Source organism: Streptomyces sp. NPDC087906 (assembly GCF_055584925.1).
Map to the genome: position 1 here is coordinate 1,165,810 of NZ_JBVJLC010000001.1, position 21,542 is coordinate 1,187,351.

14 protein-coding genes are annotated in these 21,542 nt (G+C 72.0%); 7 read left to right on the forward strand and 7 right to left on the reverse strand.

Annotated elements, in window-relative coordinates:
• The first annotated feature begins 52 nt into the window (after nt 1–52).
• Nucleotides 53–1,102 (forward strand): glycosyltransferase family 2 protein, encoded by a 1,050-nt coding sequence (locus ACZ63I_RS05210; protein WP_469335443.1) that lies wholly within the window; start codon nt 53–55, stop codon nt 1,100–1,102.
• Between the two features lie 94 nt (nt 1,103–1,196).
• Here ACZ63I_RS05210 and ACZ63I_RS05215 read toward each other — a convergent pair whose 3' ends face one another.
• From ACZ63I_RS05215 to ACZ63I_RS05230, 4 genes are all read right to left on the reverse strand, one after another.
• Nucleotides 1,197–2,882 (reverse strand): LCP family protein, encoded by a 1,686-nt coding sequence (locus ACZ63I_RS05215; protein ID WP_469335445.1) that lies wholly within the window; start codon nt 2,880–2,882, stop codon nt 1,197–1,199.
• A gap of 59 nt (nt 2,883–2,941) precedes the next feature.
• Nucleotides 2,942–4,786: an LCP family protein gene (locus ACZ63I_RS05220; protein ID WP_469335446.1), complete on the reverse strand. Its 1,845-nt coding sequence runs from the start codon at nt 4,784–4,786 to the stop codon at nt 2,942–2,944.
• A 220-nt stretch (nt 4,787–5,006) separates the two neighbouring features.
• Nucleotides 5,007–6,608, reverse strand: a complete 1,602-nt coding sequence (locus ACZ63I_RS05225) for an LCP family protein (protein ID WP_469335583.1) — start codon at nt 6,606–6,608, stop codon at nt 5,007–5,009.
• 431 nt (nt 6,609–7,039) lie between these two features.
• A complete protein-coding gene (locus tag ACZ63I_RS05230; protein ID WP_469335448.1) occupies nt 7,040–7,792 on the reverse strand; it encodes a TIGR03089 family protein in 753 nt (250 codons plus the stop codon).
• 127 nt (nt 7,793–7,919) lie between these two features.
• Here ACZ63I_RS05230 and ACZ63I_RS05235 point away from each other — a divergent pair, with 127 nt between their 5' ends.
• The 3 genes from ACZ63I_RS05235 (at nt 7,920) to ACZ63I_RS05245 (ending at nt 12,030) form a co-directional block, all read left to right on the forward strand.
• The gene (locus ACZ63I_RS05235; protein WP_469335450.1) at nt 7,920–9,224 is read left to right on the forward strand and encodes a peptidoglycan recognition protein family protein; all 1,305 of its coding nucleotides are present in this window, start codon (nt 7,920–7,922) and stop codon (nt 9,222–9,224) included.
• A 115-nt stretch (nt 9,225–9,339) separates the two neighbouring features.
• The gene (gene manB, locus ACZ63I_RS05240; RefSeq protein WP_469335451.1) at nt 9,340–10,422 is read left to right on the forward strand and encodes a mannose-1-phosphate guanylyltransferase; all 1,083 of its coding nucleotides are present in this window, start codon (nt 9,340–9,342) and stop codon (nt 10,420–10,422) included.
• Between the two features lie 621 nt (nt 10,423–11,043).
• Nucleotides 11,044–12,030 carry a DNA-3-methyladenine glycosylase family protein gene (locus ACZ63I_RS05245; RefSeq protein ID WP_469335453.1) on the forward strand — a complete coding sequence of 329 codons (987 nt, stop codon included), beginning with the start codon at nt 11,044–11,046 and terminating at the stop codon, nt 12,028–12,030.
• Nucleotides 12,031–12,128: 98 nt separating this feature from the next.
• Here ACZ63I_RS05245 and ACZ63I_RS05250 read toward each other — a convergent pair whose 3' ends face one another.
• The 3 genes from ACZ63I_RS05250 to ACZ63I_RS05260 form a co-directional block, all read right to left on the reverse strand.
• Nucleotides 12,129–13,445 (reverse strand): coenzyme F420-0:L-glutamate ligase, encoded by a 1,317-nt coding sequence (locus ACZ63I_RS05250; protein ID WP_469335455.1) that lies wholly within the window; start codon nt 13,443–13,445, stop codon nt 12,129–12,131.
• Complete coding sequence (cofD, locus tag ACZ63I_RS05255; RefSeq protein WP_469335457.1) at nt 13,442–14,398, reverse strand: 2-phospho-L-lactate transferase; 957 nt, start codon at nt 14,396–14,398, stop codon at nt 13,442–13,444. The genes ACZ63I_RS05250 and cofD overlap by 4 nt, the downstream gene beginning before the upstream one ends.
• A gap of 63 nt (nt 14,399–14,461) precedes the next feature.
• The gene (locus tag ACZ63I_RS05260) at nt 14,462–14,974 is read right to left on the reverse strand and encodes a cysteine dioxygenase (RefSeq protein ID WP_469335459.1); all 513 of its coding nucleotides are present in this window, start codon (nt 14,972–14,974) and stop codon (nt 14,462–14,464) included.
• A gap of 636 nt (nt 14,975–15,610) precedes the next feature.
• On the opposite strand from ACZ63I_RS05260, the gene ACZ63I_RS05265 reads away from it, so the two are divergent.
• From ACZ63I_RS05265 to ACZ63I_RS05275, 3 genes are all read left to right on the forward strand, one after another.
• Entirely contained in the window at nt 15,611–15,874 is a 264-nt protein-coding gene (locus ACZ63I_RS05265; RefSeq protein WP_014046372.1) for a WhiB family transcriptional regulator, read from the forward strand.
• A gap of 323 nt (nt 15,875–16,197) precedes the next feature.
• The gene (locus ACZ63I_RS05270; RefSeq protein ID WP_469335461.1) at nt 16,198–19,983 is read left to right on the forward strand and encodes a glycosyltransferase; all 3,786 of its coding nucleotides are present in this window, start codon (nt 16,198–16,200) and stop codon (nt 19,981–19,983) included.
• Nucleotides 19,980–21,539, forward strand: a complete 1,560-nt coding sequence (locus ACZ63I_RS05275) for a DUF5719 family protein (protein ID WP_469335462.1) — start codon at nt 19,980–19,982, stop codon at nt 21,537–21,539. Before ACZ63I_RS05270 ends, ACZ63I_RS05275 begins: the two co-directional genes overlap by 4 nt.
• Nucleotides 21,540–21,542 lie beyond the last annotated feature (3 nt).

Sequence of the window (21,542 nt, forward strand, 5' to 3'; positions counted from 1 at the left end):
GCGCCGATAATCCCGCCTCCTGCCCACCTCCTGAAGGCCCCCGAAGGACCACATGCCTGCCCTGTCGCCCCCGGTTTCCGTGATCATGCCGGTGCTCAACGAGGAACGCCATCTGAGGAACTCCGTCCGGCACATCCTGGAGCAGGAGTACGACGGCGAGTTGGAGGTGGTGATCGCCCTCGGCCCGTCCACGGACCGTACGGACGAGATCGCCGCCGAGCTGGTACGGGAGACGGCGGCCGACCCGCGCGCCCGTGTGCACACCGTCCCCAACCCCACCGGCCGCACACCGGCGGCGCTGAACGCGGCGATCAAGGCGTCGAGCCACCCCGTGGTCGTCCGGGTCGACGGCCACGGCATGCTGTCGCAGAACTACATCGCGACCGCCGTCAGGCTGCTGGCCGAGACGGGCGCCGACAACGTCGGCGGCATCATGCACGCCGAGGGCGAGAACGCCTGGGAGGAAGCGGTCGCCGCCGCCATGACCTCGAAGATCGGCGTCGGCAACGCGGCCTTCCACACCGGCGGCCAGGCGGGCCCGGCCGAGACCGTGTATCTCGGGGTGTTCAAGCGCGAGGCGCTGGAGCGGCAGGGCGGCTACAACGAGGAGTTCATCCGCGCCCAGGACTGGGAGCTGAACTTCCGGATCCGCGAGGCGGGCGGCGCGATCTGGTTCTCGCCCGAGCTGCGGGTGCAGTACCGGCCGCGGCCGTCCGTACGGGCGCTCGCCAAGCAGTACAAGGACTACGGGCGCTGGCGCCATGTGGTCGCCCGCTACCACTCGGGCTCGATCAACCTGCGCTACCTCGCGCCGCCGGTCGCCGTGTGCGCCATCGCCGCCGGCATCGTCGTGGGCGCCGTGGTGACCCCCTGGGCGCTGCTCGTGCCCGGCGGTTACCTCGCGGCGATCGTCGCAGGGTCGATCCCCGCAGGCAGGGGCCTGTCGCTGAAGGCGCGGCTGCGGATCCCGGTCGCGCTCGCCACGATGCACATGACGTGGGGCTACGGCTTCCTGACCAGCCCGCGCTCGCTGGCCAAGCGGGTCATCGCGAGCCGCAGGCCGGCCGTACGGCAGGCCGACGAGGCGCAGCAGGACGCGTAGCCGCGCAACGCCCGCACACGACACAGGAGCGCCGCCTGACGGATCCTCATCCGTCAGGCGGCGCTCTGCTGTGCGTCAGGTACGAGGCGATCCGCTACCAGCGGTACGGCGCGTACACGTCCATGCACGCGTCCTTCTTGTCGCCGTTGATGGCGTTCGCCGTGTCGGGGATGTCGCCCGCCTTCGGCACGTCCTTCTTCGGGTACACCGCGCCTTCGCGCCAGTCGGCGCCCACGACCACCGTGATCTCCGAGACGTCCGCGGACTTCTTCACCGCGCCCACCGGGATACCGAGGGCCTTCGCAACCGCCTGGGCATCGCCCTCCAGATCCGCGCGCGGATAGGTGACCGCCGTCTCCGGCTGCGGGCTCTGCTGCTGGTCCGCCTCGGCCTTGTCGTACCCCTTGTCGCCCAGCAGCCCCGCGACGGCGCCCGCACGCCCCGATACCGGAGCCTGGTCGCCGCCGGTGCCGTTGAGCACCTGCACGGACGTCTCACCGGGCGCAGCGGCCGGGTCCTTGGAGACCTTCGTCGACGGCTTCTTGTCGTCCTTGCCGCCGTTCTTGTCGAAGGCGACGTCGTCGCGCAGGAGCGACAGCAGCTTGTCGGCGTCGGGGGTGTTGATGACCAGATGGTTGATGTTCGTCGGGTCCTGCAGCGTCGGGAGCGTCGTCATCGTCATACGGTTCGTCGGCACCGACTTGAGCTGCATGCCCAGGTCGAAGAGCTTCTTGACCGTACCGATCTCCTTCGACACCTCCAGCGACTTCGTCGCCGTCTCGGCGAGCCCGGTCAGCCTGCCGGTGTCGGTGAAGACGTTCTGCTCCTTCAGCGTGCGGATCATCGAGTTGAGGTACATGTGCTGGGCCTCGGCGCGGCCCAGGTCGCTGCCGAAGGCGTGCCGGGTACGCAGCCACTGGAGGGCCTGCTTGCCCTTGACCGCGTGCGTGCCCGCCGTCATCTTCAGCCCGGAGCCGCCGTGCGCCGCGGGCGTCGAGCGGTCCCAGATGTTCTGCTTGACGCAGACGTCGACGCCGCCGATCGCGTCGGCCATCGACACCACACCGGAGAAGTCGATCGTCATCCAGTGGTCGATGTAGACGCCGGTCAGCTTCTCCCACGTACTGAGCGTGCAGCCGGGGCCGCCACGCCCCAGCGACTCGTTGATGATCCCGTTGGTCGCGGGGTACGTCTCGCCGGTCTTCGCGTCCTTGCACTCCGGTATGTCGACGCGGGTGTCGCGCGGTATGGAGAGCATCGACGCGTTCTTGCGGTCGGCCGACACGTGCAGCAGCATCTGGACGTCGGCGAGCGGCTTGTTGCCGATCTCGTTCTTGCCGCCGCCGAGCTTGACGTTCTCCGGCTTGTTGCGGCTGTCGGAGCCGATCAGCAGGATGTTCAGCGGGGTCTGGCCCGCCCCGTTGGCCTTGGGCTTGAGACCGCTGTCGGAGCCCGCGCGGGCGTCGCTGCGGATGTTGCCGTTGAGATGGCGGTAGTACAGATACCCGGCGCCCGCCGTCCCGAGGATCAGGAACGCCACTCCAGCCGCGGTCCAGCGCAGCACGCGGCGCCAGCCGCCGGGGCGGGTGCGCTTGCGCGGAGGACCGTGCTTGCGGCCGCTGCCGCCATGACCAGTCTTGTGACCGTTCCTGCCCCGGCCGGCCCCCGCGCCGTCCGGACCGCTTCCGTCACCTTCGTACAGGCTGTCGTCCCAGCCGAGTTCGCGGGCATGTGGGACGCGTGACCGCGTCCCCTCCCGGTGCGCACTGCTCTGACCCACCCTGATCCCCCTTGCTCAGGTCGTCGCGCGCACGGGCCGACACCGCTGGTGCTCCGGCGTCACTTCGCGCAGACCTGCTTGTCGGCTTCCACCTTCTGCACACCGTCCGGCACCTTTGCCGGTCCGGTGATGGGCACCCCCGCGCCCTTGAAGTCCTTGCCCAGTGTCAGCGTCATCGCTTCGAGTCCCACCGCGTCCTTGGTTCCCTGCTTCAGCGATGTCGCGGGCAGTCCCATCCAGGACGCCACCGTCCGGGCCATGTCGGCCTGGTTCGGGGCGTATTCCAGGGTCGTCTTGGCCACGTTCGCGGGCGCGTTGCCCTTGTTGGTGGTCTTCGGCGCACCCTTGTCGTTCTGCAGCCAGGAAAGCGTCTCCTGGGCCGAGCCCTGCGGACCGCCGCCGTTGTACACGTCGACCCGCACGTCGGCGGCCGGTGCCTTCGGTCCCTTCAGCGCCTTTGCCTGCTGGGACTTCTGGGCCGCCTCCTCCTTCTTCACCTCGGTGAGCGAGGTGTCGCTCTGCAGCATCGAGAACAGCGGGTCGGCCTGCGTCTTGTTGATGACGACCGTCGCGTGCACGATCTCGTTCGGGTTGTCGAGCACGGGCAGCGTGATGAACGAGATGTTCTTCGGGTCGATGCCCTTGAGCTGCGTGGCGAGCGAGGTGAGTTTGGTGATGGACCCGATGCCCGAGTCGACGGCGAGCGCCTTCGTCGCCGCCTCGGCGAGCTTGAACATCTTGCTCGGGCTGGTCAGCGTCCCCTTGGACTGGATCTTGCGCGCCAGAGATGCCATGAACTGCTGCTGGACCTTGATCCGGTCGAGGTCGCCCTGGTTGCCGAAGCTGTGCCGGGTACGGACGAACGCCAGCGCCTGCTCGCCCTGCACGTTGGCCTCGCCCGCCGGCAGCTTGAGGTGCGAGTCCGGGTCGTCCACGGGGTGGGCGAGGCAGATGTCCACACCGCCCACGGCCGTCGTCAGCGACTTGACGGCGTTGAAGTCGGCCATCATGAAGTGGTCGACCTTCAGCCCGGTGATCTCCTGGACGGTCTTCATCGTGCAGCCGGGGTCGCGGCCGTCCTGACCGAGGCTGGTGTTGAACCGCTGCTGCTCGGTGCCGGGGATGACCTTGTCGGTGCCGTCCGGCTGCTTCGTCGTGCAGTCCGGGATGTCGGTGATCAGGTCGCGGGGGATGGAGAGCGCCGTCGCGTTCGTCCGGTCCTTGGAGACATGCAGCAGGAAGTTGGTGTCGGCGTGGCCGACGCTGCCCTTGTCGCCGTACCCCTCGTTGCCCTTACCGGTGCGCTTGTCCGTACCGATGATCAGTATGTTGATGGGCTTGCCGTCCGAGACGGGTTTGTCGCTCGTGCCGACGTCGTACGACGTGATGTTGTTGTTCAGGTGCTGGTAGTACGCGTAGCCGCCGACCGAACCGGCGACGAGCAGGAAGGCCACCGTGCCGCCGGTCCACAGCAGGGCCTTCTTCTTCCCCGACTTCTTCTGCTTGCGCTTGCGGCGCCCCTGGGCGGCCGTCTCGGCGGCCTGGCCCTTCCCCGCACGGCGGCTGGCCCGCGGCCCCGGTACGTCGGAACGTCCCGACCGGGAGGCCGAGCGGGAGGCAGACCGTGACTCCGCGCGTGATTCGGACCGGGATCCGGACCGCGACTCCGCGCGTGATTCGGACCGGGATCCGGGGTATGCGTCCTTGCGGGAGCCCGGCCGGTCGGCGCCGGCCCGGTCGGCGTCCGCTCTCGGCGAGCGGTCGCGCGGCCTCGGCGCCCTGGGCGTGGACGACTGCCCTGCGGAGTTGTCCAGTCGCAGTTCGTAGTTGCCCGTCTGCGGGTTGAGTACCCACTGGTCGGCGGGGTCCATGTCGTCCGCCTGCCCACGGTTTTGCGCATCCACGGTTGCTTGAATCCTCCGTCGGTGCCACGCGAAGCGCCTCCCCCAAGACGCTCGGTCATTCGATCCGGCAGTGTGCGACCTCTCGGCCTGAAGTACCGGATCGCGACACACTATCTGTCCAGTTCAGCGTCGAGCGACGCCGCCGGGGAATCTGTCCTCCCTTACAAGTGGGCAATCCACCCAATCCTCATGGACTGCCACGCTTCCCTTGGCCATTGCTTTACTCGCACATCCCGGCTGCGGCATTCGAGCCGGTGAATGTGGGGGTCGGTGACGGACTTCCGCTCGGACTTCCGTCCGGTCCGTCCGTCGGGCTTCCGCTCGGGCTCGGTGAATCCGCGCTGGCGGAGGCCTTGTCGCCGGGCCTCTCGGCCGTGGGGCTGTCCGAGAGGCCGTCCGACTCCTCGTCCCCCGACGTCACCGAGACCGGCTGGTCGTCACGCAGTTGCTTGAAGAGCTTGTCCGCCTCGGGCTGGACGAGTTCGTCACGGTTATGGTCCTGCGAGTAGGGCTGCCGGGGGACTGTGAGGAATTGCACTTGGTCCGTCGGCACACTGCGCATGGAACGCACCAGGTTGTACAGATCCTTCAGGCTGGCGAGCCCCGGGTCGGTCGTGATCGACTTCGTCGCCGCGTCCAGCACCGGGTAGAGCCGGGTCGGGTTCAGCAGCACGCCGTTGCTCTGCACCTTCTTGAAAAGGGCCCCGAGGAAACGTTGCTGCCGATCCATGCGCTGGGTGTCGCTGCCGTCACCGATGCCGTGCCTGGCCCGTACGAAGCCGAGCGCCTGCTCGCCGTTGAGCACCTGCTGCCCGGCCGGGAGCTTGAGATGGGCGTCCGTGTCGTCGACCGGGTCCTTGAGGCACACCTCGACGCCGCCGACGGCGTCCACCATGCCCTTGAAACCGTGGAAGTCGATGACCATCTGGTGGTCTATCCGGACGCCGGTGAGCTTCTCGACCGTCCGGATGGTGCAGGCGGTGCCGCCGAACTCGTACGCCCAGTTGAACTGCGCGAACTGCGCCCGGCTGCGGGTGCCGTCCGATTTGCCGCAGGCGGGGATGTCCACCATGAGGTCACGGGGCAGCGAGACGGCGGTCGCGCTCTTCCGGTCGGCGGCCAGATGCAGCAGGATCGTGGTGTCCGAGCGGGACGAGCCGCCGTCGTCGCGGCCGTACTTGCCGTTGTCGCCGGCGCGGGTGTCGGAGCCTATGAGCAATATGTTCAGGGCGTCGAGCGCGACGGGCTTGGGCCGGTCCTTCTCGTACGTCTGCAACTCGGCGGCGGCCTTGGTGTCGGTCGTGATGTTGCCGTCGAGCCTGTTGTAGAGCCACCACCCGCTGCCGGCGGCGGCGAGGACGACCACGGAGGTACCGAGGGCGGCCCAACGCATCCAGCGGCGGCGGGAGTTGGCGGGGGGAGCGGGTATGTCGGTGGGGCCGCCGCCGGGAGCGCCGGGGCCACCGGGGCCGTCGGTGGTGGTCGAGGTCTTGGCGAGGGCCAGGTTGTCGGCGTCGCCGTCAACGGCGGGGCTCGCGGCGGCGGGGCCTTCGGTAGCCGCGGTCGCGCCGGCCGGGGCGTCTGCCGCCTTGCCGTCAGCGGCCGGGCCCGCAGCGGCGGGGCTGTCCGCGCTGTCGGGCGTTACGGCGGTGGTGTCGGCGTCGGGGCTGTCCGCGCCGTCGGGGCTTTCGGTGGCCGGTGTGGTGGCGGCCTTGGCGTCCTCGGCGGGTACGGGCTCACCGGCGGCGGCCTGCGTGTCGGCGGCCTCGACGTTCGCAGCCGGGCTGCTGTCGGCGACGGCCTTGCCGTCTTCGCTGTCCACGGCGTCGGCCTCGGCGGCCGGGGTGTCCACGTCCTCACCAGAGGCGGTCTCACCGGAGACGGTCTCACCAGAGGCGGTCTCGCCGGAGTCGGCCTCGCCAGAGGCATCCTGGTCAGAGGCGGTCTCGCCGGACGCGGCTTCGCCCCCTTCGGCACTGCTCGGGCGGGCGTCGTCCGAGATGGCACCGTTGTCATCCGCCCCAGGCGCGTCCGTCTGCGGCTCGACGTCGGCCGGGGTCTCCGGCCGGGCGGGCGTGCCGGCACTGTCGCTCACGTCTGCGTCCATCCTTCAATGCGTCGGTGGCGCGCTGGGCCGCCGGTTGCTGGGGTAGACGGTCGAATCCCGCGCTTGGTTGTGCGGCTGACCACACGTATCTCCTGGGCGGACCTTCGTGTTGCCCCACCGCGCACCGGCAAACCCTGCGGTGCACGTCACAGCGCGCGATGGGTGACCCGCTCGCTCTCCACACGCTTCTCCAGGCCCTCGGCACCCAGTTCGCCGACGTTGCGGCAGAGGACGACGGAGGCGCCGGCGGCGAGCGGGGCGAACAGCCCGGCCGACAGTCCTTCCCAGGTGTCGTACGAGAGACCCGACAGCAGTCGTGAGCCGGACGTCAGGCCGAGCGCGTCGGCGTCGGCGCGGGCCTGCTCGACCAGACCGGCCGCGCTGAGTTCCCTGCCGGAGACGACGAGCGCGACGTCGGCCGGGTCCACCGGCGCGAACGGCGCGAAGCGGTCGCCCTGGGACGGCACCTCGACCGCGTAGTCCACGAACCCCTCGGGGGGCTGCGGGAATCGGCCGCCGAGCGGGCGCAGCGCGAGCGCGACCCGCTCGCCGCGGCAGGCGCGGGCCGCGTCCAGCGAGTCGGGGCCGGTGACGACGAGATCGGCGCCGGCCGGATCGCCGCCGATCTCGACGGCCACCCCGACGGACGAGCAGGCGAGCAGCCAGACGGCGCTCTGCCAGTGCGCGGGCAGCAGCAGCGCGAGCCGGTCGCCCGGTGCGGCGGCGAGGTCGCCTTGCAGCAGATTGGCGGTCTTGGACACCCAATTGGCCAACGTGACGGCGGACAATTCGACGCGTTCGCCGGTGGCATCGTCGTAGAAGGTGACGAAGGGGCGGGCCGGGTCCGTGGCGAGAGCGGATCGCAGCAGGTCGGCGGGGGTACGGTCGCTGGCGTTCACCCGGGAAAGGGTACGCCGCGCGCGGGCGGCGCCACCGCCGTACCGGTGACGGCTTCCACCGGTTGGACCGACGGGCCGTCAATTTTCCGGGCGGCGGCGACAGCAGGACGCCTCCAAGATCATTCACATGCGTGCCTACCTTGCCACCCCGCTCGGCGTCGCCTGCACCGCCGCCCTGGTCCTGCCCCTCTCGATGACGCCCGGCTCCGCCGCAGCCGCGTCCGCGCCCGCCACCGCGGCGGAAGCCGCCGGGGCCGCGATCCCCGGCTCGATCCCCGGCTCGACGCGGTCGCTGCCACTGCGCCCGCTGGGCGGCGCCCGTTCCCTCGCCACCGCCACCGGGCAGGGGCTCGCCCGCGCCGACGTCAAGCCGTTCTCCCTGGTGGGTGTGGTGTGGGACGACGCGGACGCGCCGCTCAACGGCACCGTCCAGATCCGCACCCGGGCGACCGGGACGCACCGCTGGTCCGCGTGGCAGGACCTGGAGACCCACAACCAGGAACACGGCGCAGACGTCGGCACACCGGAGCGCGGCGCACCCGACGTGCACGGCTCGACGGCGCCCCTCTGGGTCGGCGCATCGGACGGCGTGCAGATCCGGGTACTGGCAGAGGAGGAGCCGCGCGCGGAGGGCCCCGACGGCACGATCGGCGCGCACACGGTGCTGCCGCAGGGGCTGCGGCTGGAACTCGTCGACCCGGGCAAGGAGCCGGCCCCCGAGGAGAACGCGGGGCCCGGCGTGACCGAACTGCCCGCGCTGACCAAGGCGCAGACGGAGGCGGACGCGAAGGTGTCGGGTGACGCGCCGTCCGATGTCGTCAGGCCGTACCTCGGCCCGAGGCCGCGCATCGTCACGCGCAAGGGATGGGGCGCCGACGAGACGCTGCGCGAGAAGGGCGCGGGCTACACGGGCCCGGTGAAGGTGGCCTTCGTGCACCACAGCGCGACCGGCGACAACTACACCTGCGAAGAGGCGCCGACGGTGCTGCGCAGCATCTACCGCTACCACGTGAAGAGCAGCGGGTGGCGGGACATCGGCTACAACTTCGCCGTCGACAAGTGCGGCACCATCTACGAGGGCCGGTCGGGCGGGGTGGCCAAGGCGGTGATGGGCGCGCACACGCTCGGCTTCAACACCGACAGCACGGGCATCGCGGTCCTCGGCTCGTACGACACGGCGGCGCCGCCCGCGGCGGTCACGACCGCGCTGGCCAAACTCACCGCGTGGAAGCTCGGCCTGTACGGAGGCAACCCGGAGGGCGAGGTGACCGTCACTTCCCAGGGCGGCGGCAAGTACGCGAAGGGGAAGCAGGTCAGCCTCAACACCGTCTCGGGCCACCGGGACGGGTTCATCACCGAATGCCCGGGGACCCCGCTCTACGACAAGCTCGGCGAGATCAGGAAGCTGGCGGCGACCGACCAGGGTCGCTGACTGTGCGAATGTACGGCTGTACGGATATGTGACGGCGGATGCGCACAGGCGCCGCCCTGGCCCCGGTCCGGTCCGGCCCTGGCCCCGGCCCCGGCAGGAAGCAGAGAGACGACACGTGACAGAAGCGATCCTCCTGGTCGGCGGCAAGGGCACCCGGCTGCGGCCGCTCACGGTGCGCACCCCCAAACCGATGCTGCCGGCGGCGGGCGTGCCGTTCCTCACGCACCAACTGGCGCGGGCGCGCGCGGCGGGCGTCGAGCACATCGTCCTCGCGACGTCGTACCTGGCGGAGGTGTTCGAACCGTACTTCGGTGACGGCTCGGCGCTCGGACTGCGCCTGGAGTACGTCACCGAGCGCGAGCCGCTCGGCACGGGCGGCGCCATACGCAACGTCGCCTCCCGGCTGACGTCGGGCCCCGACGAACCGGTCCTGATCTTCAACGGCGACATCCTGACCGGCCTCGACATCGGTGCGCTGGTCCGTACCCACGCGACGTCGGGCGCCGACGTCTCGCTGCACCTGACCCGGGTCGAGGACCCGCGCGCCTTCGGCCTGGTGCCGACGGACGCGGCGGGCCGGGTGACGGCGTTCCTGGAGAAGCCCCAGACGCCGGAGGAGATCGTCACCGACCAGATCAACGCGGGCGCGTACGTGTTCCGCCGCTCGGTGATCGACACGATCCCGGCGGGCCGCCCGGTCTCGGTGGAACGCGAGACGTTCCCCGACCTGCTGGCGGCGGGCGCGCATCTGCAAGGCATGGTCGACTCCACGTACTGGCTGGACCTGGGCACCCCGCAGGCCTTCGTACAAGGCTCGGCCGACCTGGTCCTGGGCCGCGCCCCCTCCCCGGCGGTCCCTGGCCGCTGCGGCGACCGGCTGATCCTCCCGACGGCATCGGTGGCCCCGGACGCGAAGCTGACGGGCGGCACGGTGGTGGGCGAGGGAGCCCACATCGGCGCGGGCGCCCGCATCACGGGCAGCACGATCCTGGCCGACGCGGTCGTCGAACCGGGCGCGGTCGTCACGGACTCCCTGATCGGCGCGGCGTCGTACGTGGGGGCGCGGACGGTGCTGTCGGGGGTGGTGATCGGCGACGGAGCGAGTGTGGGGGCGGACAACGAACTGAGGGAGGGAGCCCGCGTGTGGTGCGACGCGAAGCTCCCCCCGGCGTCGATCCGCTTCTCGTCGGACGAGTAGCGGTTCCAGGGCGGGTTGTCTTCCCCCACCCCGCCCCTTCCCGAAACCGGGGCCAGCCCCGGACCCCGCAGGCGCGAGCTTCGCCGCGCCAACCCACGCACCGGCCCCCGGACACCAGCCGCCGAAGCTGGCTGACCCTCGCCCGCCCACTCGCGCGGCGCAGCTCGCGCACGCGGCTACCGCTTCGGCGGCGGCGTGCCGGTGGCAGACCGGCCCCGGCCGGTGTCACCGCCCGGTACGGCGTGGGCGCGGCGAAGCTCGCGCCTCGGGGTCCGGGGCGCGGCCCCGGTTTCGGGAAAGGGCGGGGTGGGGGAAAGCTACCGGCCCCCGGCCGGGACGGCCGTTGATCGGCTTCGGCAAGCCGAGCCTCGGGCCGGTGGCAGACCGGCCCTGGCCGGTCTTGTCGGCCGGTACGGCGTGGGCGCGGCGCAGCTCGCGCCCTGAGGTCCGGGGCGGAGCCCCGGTTTCGGGAAGGGGCGGGTTAGGGGAAAGCCACCGGCCCCCGGGCCGGCTCCCCGGGGTCCGGGGCCGGTTTCGGGAAAGGGCGGGGTGGGGGAGGGACCCGGGCGGCATGCCGACCCGTACTCTCTTCCGTGACCCCGACCCCCGAGGACCCCGCCCGTGGCAGGCCGCTTCGCTCCCCGTCCGCGTAACCACCGAAACCACCCCACCGCCCTCACCACACCCACCGCCCCCGACGCGCGGCGCGTGTGGGTGCCGCCCTGTGGGCCCTACGACCTTGGGCTCGTGCTTGGGCCGTTGCGGCGCGGGCCCGGGGATCCGACGTTTCGGGCCGAGGGTGACGGGTCGGTGTGGCGGGCCGTCAGGACGCCCGGGGGGCCCGGCACGCTCCGGGTGCGGGCCGTCGTCCGCGACGGCGGTGTCGAGGCCGAGGCGTGGGGGCCCGGGGCCGAGTGGCTGCTGGAGCAGTTGCCCGAGCTGCTCGGCGCCGCCGACGAGCCCGACGCCTTCACCCCGCGCCACCGCGTCGTCCTCGACACCCTGCGCCGCCGTCCAGGACTGCGGCTGTGCCGCACAGGACTCGTCATGGAATCGCTGATTCCGTCGATCCTGGAGCAGAAGGTCACCACCATCGAGGCGTACCGCGCCTGGCGCACGCTCGTGCGCAAGTACGGCGAGCCCGCCCCGGGACCCGCCGTCGGGATGTACGTCATGCCCGACCCCCGGACCTGGGCGCTCATCCCGTCCTGGGAGTGGCACAAGGCCAACGTCGACGCCAAGCGCTCATCGACCGTCATGCGCGCCGTACGGGTCGCCCGCCGGCTGGAGGAGGCCGCCGCGATGGAGCCCGAACAGGCCATGGCGCGGCTCCAGTTGGTGCAGGGCATCGGCCCCTGGACCGCCGCCGAGGTGATTCAGCGCTCGAACGGCGCCCCCGACGCCGTCACCGTCGGCGATCTCCATCTGCCCGGCATCATCGGTCACGTACTCGCCGGCGACCGCGACGCCGACGACGCGATGATGCTCGAACTCCTCGCGCCCTACGCCGGGCAGCGCCACCGCGCCGCCCGGCTCATCATGCTCAGCGGCCGCACCCCGAAGCGCCGCGCGCCCCGCATGCCCGTCGGGAATATCGCCCACCTGTAGGGCGGCACACCCGGCAGACTCGGCACCCGGCACACCCGGCACACCCGGCACACCCGGCACACCCGGCACCCGGCACACCCCACAGACTCGGCCCAACCTCAGCGGACCTCGACGAAGTCCTCCGGGTCCCGGCCCGGCCGCTCCGCCGCCGCCGTCGCCGCGTGCCCGACCGCCACCGCGCCCATCGGGTCCCAGCCGGCCGGGACGCCGAGCACGTCCCGTACGACATCGCGGCAGAACATCGTCGACGACACCCACGCCGAACCGAGCCGCTCACCCGCGAGAGCCACCAGCAGGTTCTGCACACCGGCGCCCATGGCGACCACGAACATCTCGCGCTCCGCCAGGTCGCGCCGCTCGTGCCCGTAGCTGTGCGCACCGTCCGTCACCAGGCACGGCACGACCAGGTACGGCGCCCTGCGCAGCACGTCACCGCGCTTGACCCGCTTGGCCACGGACTTCTCCGACTTGCCGTCGGCCCGCAGGTCCGCGATCCACGCGTCGCGCATCGCGTCGAGCAGCCGCGTCCGCGACTCGGCGGACTCCAGCAGGACGAAGCGCCAGGGCGTCGTGTGGTGCGGGGCCGGCGCCGTGACGGCCGCGGCGACGGCGCGACGCACCGCGCCAGGGTCGACCGGCTCGTCGGTGAAGTCGCGGACGGTACGGCGCTGGGTGACCGCCTCGCGCACCGCCTCCGATGTACCCAGTCGGAACATGTCGTCGGCCGCGCCCCGCACCATCGCCCGCGCGCCCTCACCCGAACCCGAGGCCGACCCCGAGGCGGCGTCCGCCACCAACTGCGGCAGACCGCTCACCACCGCCACCGGCAGCCCCGCCGACTTCCCCTTCACCAGATCGCCCGCAGCGGCCAGTTCGTCAGCGAGCGCCACCACCGTCGCGCTCAGCGGGTTGCCGTGCGCGTCCGTGCCGCCGCGCAGGTCGTCCAGCACCCGCACTCCGGCGGCGCCGATCGCCACGTCCGTAAGACCGTTGCGCCACGGCCGGCCGAAGGTGTCCGTGACGAGCACCCCGATGTTCACCCCGAGCGCGTCGCGCAGCCCGTCGCGGATCACGCGCGCGGACGCGTCCGGGTCCTCGGGCAGCAGCAGGACCGTGCCCGCAGGGGTGTTGGACGCGTCGACGCCGGCCGCCGCCATCACCAGGCCCTGCCGGTTCTCGACGATCCGCAGCGGACCGCGCCGCGCCACGACCCGTACCGTCTCCGCGTCGATGGCCGCCTCGCGGTCCGTCGCCTCCATGATCCGGCCCTCGGCCTTGGAGACGATCTTCGAGGTGACGAGCACGATGTCGCCGTCGGCGAGCCCCGGTTCGGCGGCGGCGATCAGTTTCGCGAGGTCGTCGCCCTGCCGTACCTCCGGCAGTCCCGGCACCGCACGCACCCGGTACGACGTCATGCCCGTACCTCCTCGGCGAGCGCCAGCGCCTCGCGCGCCATCGCCGCCGTCGCTTCGACGTCGGTCATCATCAGCGGTACGGCCCGGCTGCGGATGCCGGCGCCCTCGATCTCGGCCACGGCGGCGGCGTCCACGGTGTCGACGAGCCAGCCGTCGAGCAGCCCGGAGCCGTAGTGCTGGGCGACGGCGGCGGCCGTCGACTCGACGCCGATCGCTTCGAGCACCTTGTCGGCCATCCCGCGCACCGGCGCGTCCCCGACGATGGGGGAGAGGCCCACGACGGGGACGCCCGCCTCGGCGATGCCCTCCCGGATGCCCGGCACGGCCAGGATCGTGCCGATGCTGACGACGGGGTTGGACGGCGGGAAGAGGATGACGTCGGCCGCGGCGATGGCCTCCAGCACACCCGGCGCCGGCTTCGCCTGGTCGGCGCCGACGGGGACGACGGCGTGGGCGGGCACGGAGGCGCGCATCTTCACCCAGTACTCCTGGAAATGCACCGCCTTGCGCTCACCGTCCACATCGACGGCGACATGCGTCTCGATCCGGTCGTCGGACATCGGCAGCAGCCGCACGCCCGGCTGCCAGCGGGTGCAGAGCGCCTCGGTGACGGCGCTCAGCGGATAGCCGGCCGTCAGCATCTGCGTACGGACGATGTGGGTGGCGAAGTCGCGGTCGCCGAGGCCGAACCAGTCGGGTCCGACGCCGTACGCCGCGAGTTCGCCCTTGACCTGGAACGTCTCGTCCGTACGCCCCCAGCCCTGCTCTTCATTGATGCCACCGCCGAGGGTGTACATCACCGTGTCGAGGTCGGGACAGACCTTCAGCCCGAACAGATGGATGTCGTCACCGGTGTTGCCGATCACCGTGACGTCCGCGTCGGGCGCGGCCTGCTTGAGGCCGCGGAGGAAGCGGGCGCCGCCGATACCGCCGGCCAGAACCACAATGCGCATGGGGACAGTCTGTCAGCCGAAGGATGATCGTTGAGGGGCGGTGGTCGGGCGACGGGTGGGCTGTCAGCCGCAGGCTGATCGTTGTGGGGCGGTTGCTTTCACGGGAGCGGTGCGGGCCGGGTGCATCGGCATCTCCGTCAGGCCCGGGAAGTACACATGCAGGCTCACGGCGGGCTCCAGCGCGTCGTTGACGACCTCGTGTACGTATCCGGGCGCGAAGACCCGCAGCGCCCCCGGCGCCAGCGTGAGGTTCCCGCGCTTCGTACGCTCCGTCAGCTCGCCCCGCAGCACGGTCAGTACGCCGGACGAAGGCCCGTGGTCGTGCGGGCCGCTGCCCTGGCCCGGCACCCAGGAGAGCAGCCAGACCTCGTAACCGGGCCCGGTGCGCAGCCGGTGGTACCACCGGCTCGTGGCGTCGTATGCGACGAGCGGGGCCCACTGGGCGGTGTCGGCGGCGAGGGTGCGCGCGAGGCCGGCGAATTCGGCCACGGTCGCGGGGTGCTCGCGTGCGGGCTGCAGAAGGTGCGGCACCTCAAGGATGTCGCCGGCGATCTGGAGATCGCTGTCGCTGTTCACAGGTGTTCCTCGGCAGGAGTGCGGAAAGCAGAGATGCGGAAAGAAGGCTGATCACCGAGTGAGCCGGGCCCCGGGTGGTGAGAGGGGCCTCAGCGGCTGGGACAACAGCAACAGCGGACCGGGGCAACGCTGCGGTATCCACGGAGGTGGGTCGCGGTGTGCGCGGAGGTCGCTGGCATGGGGTCAAAGGTGGCGAACCCCTCGCGCGCTGTCAACTCGGTGACCGGTTTGGCGGCAATGTTTCACCTCATCCGGTTAAAGCGGTCGGAGAAAGGTTTGTGCGGTGTCGGCTGCGGAGACATGGCGCAGCAACCGCGCACGCAAACACCGGCGCACGCCCGTGACCGGGCTGTGATCCGGATCGCTTCCCCGGCCGGATGTGAAACAGGACCGGAGTCTTTGTCGTCTCTCCGAGAGAGCTGCGTGCGTGCGGGACAGGCCAGTGGCATGTGTCAGGTTTTTGGTGATTTGAACACTTTCCGCATAGCCTTGGTTCCGCAGAGTGAATACCGGGCCCAATAGCAGAACTCGGCTTGACTGCCCCGGAGCTACACACTTGTAATTTCACTCGTGTCGTTCGGCCGAAAATCTCCAGCGGCCGCATCACGGGGACGCAAAGACAGACGAGGGGCGCACATGACCGAGCTGTTCCAGCAACTGCTGGTCGAGGACGCGGACGAGGAACTCGGCTGGCAGGAGCGCGCCTTGTGCGCCCAGACAGATCCCGAGTCCTTCTTTCCCGAGAAGGGCGGTTCCACCCGCGAGGCCAAGAAGGTCTGCCTCGCCTGCGAAGTCCGCTCCGAGTGCCTCGAATACGCGCTCGCCAACGACGAGAGATTCGGCATCTGGGGCGGCCTGTCCGAGCGCGAGCGCCGGCGGCTGAAGAAGGCCGCGATCTGACCGGGTGGTTCCGCCTGACGCGAGGTCTGATCCGGTGCCCGGCCCGAGGCCCGGCCCGAGGCCCGACGCGACGTCCGGCCCAAGGCCCGGCCCGACGTCCCACCCGACCCCCGCCCCGAATGTTCCGCCGGACCCAGGGCATCTCGTTACGCCCGCCCGGCCGCACCAATCGGTACAACTCCGTACGTAACGCACGGTCCGCCGCCTGCCCCATCCCCGCAGGCGGCGGACCGTTGTGGTCCAGCCGTTAGTGTGGGGCCCCGTCCGAGACGCAGTCCACGCCCCTACGGGGCGACCCCCCGGCCGGAGGGCCCGCTACCTCAATGTCCGTACCCACAGCCGCGTTCGTTCCCGCCACCGTACCCGAGTACCCGCGGCACGTCGTGACCGCCGTACTCGTCTCCCACGACGGTGCGCGCTGGCTGCCCGACGCCCTCGCCGGGCTGCTCGGTCAGGAACGCCCCGTCCAGAACGTCATGGCCGCCGACACCGGCAGCGCCGACGACTCGGCCCGGCTCCTCACCGAGTCGCTCGGCGCCGAGCGCGTGCTGCACCTGGCCCGCAGGTCGGGCTTCGGCACGGCCGTCGACGAGGCGGTCCGCACCGCCGGGGTGCTCACCCCCGACGATCTGCCGTATCTCAAGCGGCCGAGCAGTTGGGACCCGGAGACCCGGAGCTGGCGCGACGACGCGTACGACATGCCCGAACTGCCGCACGGCGAACCGGTCCAGTGGCTGTGGCTCCTCCACGACGACTGCGCGCCCGACCCCGAAGCCCTTTCCGAACTGCTGCGCGTCGCCGACGCCGACGAGTACGCCGCCATCGTCGGCGCCAAACTCCGCGGCTGGTACGACCGCAAGCAGCTCCTCGAAGTCGGCGTCTCGATCGCCAACAGCGGCCGCCGCTGGACCGGTCTCGACCGGCGCGAACAGGACCAGGGCCAGCACGACCAGGTGCGCAGCGTGCTGTCCGTGTCCAGCGCCGGCATGCTCGTACGCCGCGACGTGTGGGAGGAACTGGGCGGCTTCGACCGCCGACTGCCCCTGATGCGCGACGACGTCGACCTGTGCTGGCGCGCGCACGCCGCCGGACACCGGGTGCTCGTCGCGCCCGACGCCGTCCTGCGGCATGCCGAGGCCGCCGCGCGTGAGCGCCGTACCGTCGACTGCGCCGGGCGCTCCGTCGTCAACCCGCACCGCGTCGACAAGGCCGGCGCCGTCTACACCATGCTCGTCAACGCGCGCTCCGCCGTGCTGCCGTGGGTGCTGTTGCGGCTCACCGTCGGCACCCTGCTGCGTACCGTCGCCTACGTCGTGGGCAAGGTGCCGGGACAGGCCGTCGACGAGGTCATGGGCCTCTTCGGCACCCTGCTGCGGCCGGGCAGGATCCTCAGCGGCCGCCGCCGGCGCGGCAAGGGGGTCGTCGACGCCGCCGAACTGCGGCCGCTGTTCCCGCCGCCCGGCGCCACGGTCAGAGCCACCGTCGAACAGGTCGCGAGCAGTCTCGGCGCGGGCAGCGAACCGGAGTCCGGCGGCTCCAGGCACGGCGCCGTCGAGTCGGGACCCGGCGGGGACGACGCCGACTTCCTGGAGATCGAGCAGTTCGCGCGGCTGAAGAAGATCGCGCAGAAGCCGGGCCCCGTACTCTTCGCGATCCTGCTGATCGTCTCGCTCGTCGCCTGCCGTGGACTGCTCGGCGGCGGGTCACTGGCCGGCGGCGCGCTGCTGCCCGCGCCTCCCGGTGTCGGCGACCTCTGGTCGCGCTACGCCGACGCCTGGCACGCCGTCGGTACGGGCGGTACGCAGACGGCGCCGCCCTACCTCGCGGTGCTCGCCTCGGTCTCCGTGATCTTCCTCGGCTCCACCGGCTTCACCCTGACGCTGCTGCTCGTCTGCTCCGTGCCGCTGGCCGGGGTCGCCGCGTACTTCGCCTCACGGCCGCTCGTCACCTCCCGCATGCTGCGCGCCTGGGCCTCCGTCGCCTACGCGTTCCTGCCGGCCGCGACCGGCGCGCTGGCGACCGGACGCCTCGGCACCGCCGTCCTCGCCATCCTGCTGCCGATGATCGCCAGGACCGCCGTCTCCGCTTACGGGCTGCGCGGCGAGGGCCGGGGCACTTGGCGCGCCACCTGGGCGTACGCCTTCCTGCTGACCTTCGCGATGGCCTTCACCCCCGTCGTGTGGCCGCTGGCGCTCGTCCTCGGCATCGGCGCGCTCGCGCTGCGCCGCGACGAGCTGACCGCCTACGCGCCGCGCGTGCTGGCCGCCCTCGCCACCCCGATGATCCTGCTCGCGCCCTGGTCGCTCTCGCTGCTGACCGGCCCCGCGGACTTCCTGCGCGAGGCGGGCCTCGACTTCGGCACCGGCTCCGCGTCCGCGCTCGACCTGCTCGGCATGAGCCCCGGCGGCCCCAAGGCCGTCGGCGGGGCGCTGCTCATCGGCGTCGTCCTCGCGGCGCTCGCCGCGCTGCTGCGCGGTGAGCGGCAGTTCGCCGTACGGGTCGGCTGGGTCGTCGCCGTCGTGGCCCTGATCTTCGCCGTGCTCTCCAACAACAAGGACTGGGCGGGCCCCGCCACCCTGGTCTACGGCATCGCGCTGATCGCGGTCGCCGCCGTCGGCGCCGACGGTGCGCGCGAACGCGTCGCCAGCCAGAGCTTCGGCTGGCGCCAGCCGGTGGCCGGCCTCATCGGCATCGCCGCCGCGCTCGCCCCGCTCATCGCCGCGTTCGGCTGGATGATCACCGGAGCCGCAGGACCGCTGGAGCGCCGCGACCCGGTGCAGGTCCCGGCGTTCGTCGCCGAGGAGTCCGTCACCCGCGACCAGCCGCGCACCCTCGTCCTCGGCGGCACCTCGCCCGCCGAGGTCTCGTACAGCCTGGTACGCGGCTCGGGCAGCCGCCTCGGCGACGCGGAACTGCTCCGCGCGGCGGGCAGCGACGAGCGGCTCGACAAGGTCGTCGCGAATCTCGTGGCCGGCTCGGGCGCCGACCAGACCGACCAGCTCAGCGGTTTCGCCGTCCGCTACGTCCTCGTACGGGACGGCGCACCGCGCCAGACGAGCCGCGTGCTCGACGCGACGCCGGGGCTCAGCCGGCTGAGCCAGCTCGACGGCAGCGCGCTGTGGCGCGTGGACCGGCAGATCTCCCGGGCGACCATCGTCGGCGACAAGGCGGGCGGCGAACCGCTCGCCGTCGCCGCTGGCCCCGTCGAGGCGCACACGAAGATCCCGGCGGGCGACGCGGGCCGGATCCTGCGGATCGCGGACAGCGCGGCCCCCGGCTGGCAGGCCACGCTCGACGGCAAGGCACTGGAGAAGAAGACCGTCGACGGCTGGGCGCAGGGCTTCGCGCTCCCCGCCGAGGGCGGCCGGCTCGACCTCACCTACGACGAGCCGGTCACCCACACCGCCTGGGTCTGGGCGCAGGGCCTGCTCGCGCTCGTCCTGCTCGTGCTGGCCCTGCCGGGCCGCCGCCGCGAGGTCGACGACGACCTGCCCGAGGAGGACGTCGAGATCCCGGCGCAGCCGGTGTCGGGCGAGGGCCGCAGGGCGCGCAGGCTGCGCGCCGCAGCCGAGGCGGAGGGCGCCGAGTACGACCCGGAAGTGGCCGAAGAGACCGAGGGGGACGCCGCGGAGGCGCCCGTAAGGACGGCGGCGAATGACGGCTTCGACGCCTTCGGCACCGGACAGCAGGCGGCCGTCCCGGCGCAGCCGGAGTCGCCGGATCTCGACCCGTACGGGCAGCCGGCGCAGGCCGGGACCGGGCAGGTGCCGCAGCAGCAGGCGTACGGGGAGTGGGACAGCGCCGCGTATGTGGGCGCCGACTACACCCAGTACCAGAACGAGCAGCAGCCGTACCAGGGCGAGCAGCCGTACCAGCCGGACGCGTACGGCGACCAGCAGTACCAGCAGCCGTACCAGCAGCAGCCGTACGACCCGGCAGCCCCGTACGACCCCGCGCAGTACGACCCGGCCGCCCAGTACGACCAGACGCAGTACGACCCGTACGGCTACGGGCAGCAGCCGCCGTACCCCGAAGGCACCACCGGTCCCGACGGCACCGGCGACGAGCGCGACGGCCAGCACCGTCCCGACGGGAGCAGCAACCAGTGAACCGGACCACCCTCTCCCTCATCGCCGCCGCCGTCGCCCTCGCGGCCGTCACCGGATTCGCCTCGCTCAGCGCGCCCGCCGACGGCGGCAAGCCCGCCGTGGCCCTGGCGCCCGCGCGGATGCCCGTGGAGCGCACGAGCGCGCTCTGCCCTGCGCCCAGCCTCTCGGACGTCGCCGACACGACGTACACGTCCGTCACGCCCAAGGGCGCGGACGGCGCCACGCCAGCGGCGGACACGGCGGGCTCGGCCGAGCTGACGGCCACCACGGTCGCGCCGACGGACGCGGACCCCGCCGACGGCGCGGACAAGGACGCCAAGGGCAAGCCGAAGTCCCCGACACCGCCCAAGGCGCCGGCCGCGAAGAAGCCCGTGGTCGTGCTCAAGGAGCCCGGCAAGCCGGTTTCGGCCAAGGCGAGCGGCGCGCAGGCACCGGCCCTCGTCGGCACGGCGACCGGCCGGCTCGCCCCCGGCTGGACCACCCAGCAGACCACCACGGTCAACGTGGGCGGTGCGCGCGGGCTGCTCGGCGTGACCTGCACGCCGCCCGACACCGACTTCTGGTTCCCCGGCGCCAGCACCGAGGACGCGCGGCAGGACTACGTCCACCTCACCAACCCCGACGACACGGCCGCCGTCGTCGACATCCAGATGTACGGCAAGACCGGCGCCCTCAAGTCCGAGGTCGGCGAGGGCATCCCGGTCCCGGCGCACTCCAGCGTCCCCGTACTGCTCTCCACCCTGACCACCGAGGCGGTCGCCGACGTGACCGTCCATGTCACCACCCGCACCGGCCGGGTGGGCGCCGTGGTGCGCGCCGCCGACGAGAAGGCCGGCAGCGACTGGCTGCCCGCCTCGGGCGACCCGGCGGCCAAGGTGGTGCTGCCGGGCATCCCGGCGGACGCCACCGACGTACGGCTGGTGGCCTTCGCGCCGGGGCAGCAGGACGCCGACCTGAAGGTGCAGCTCGCGGGCCCCGGCGGCACGATCATCCCGGCCGGTCACGAGAGCCTGACCGTGAAGTCCGGAATGACCGCGTCCGTCGATCTCGCCGACGTCACCAAGGGCGAGGCGGGATCGGTGATTCTCAGCCAGTCGCAGGGCCAGGCGAGCCCGGTGGTCGCCGCGCTGCGCGTCGTACGCGGCAAGGGCGACAAGCAGGAGATCGCCTTCATCCCGGCAACCGGGCCCATCGCCGCGCGCGCGACGGTCGCCGACAACCGCGCCAAGGGCTCCACGCTGTCCCTGACGGCGCCGGGCGCTGCGGCGAAGGTCAAGGTGACCGCCTCGGAGGGGACGGGCGGCGGTGAGCCGGTCGTGAAGACGTACGACATCAAGGCCGGCACGACCCAAGCCGTCGCCCCGCCGCTGCCCGAAGGGCTGAAGGGCTCCTACGCGCTGACGGTCGAACGGGAGTCGGGCGGCCCGGTCCACGCGGCGCGCACGCTCGTGGTGCCGGAGGACGGCGTCTCGATGTTCACGGTGCAGACGCTGCCGGACGACAAGGGGACGGTGTCGGTACCGAAGGCGAAGCAGGACCTGTCGATCCTCGACTAGCGC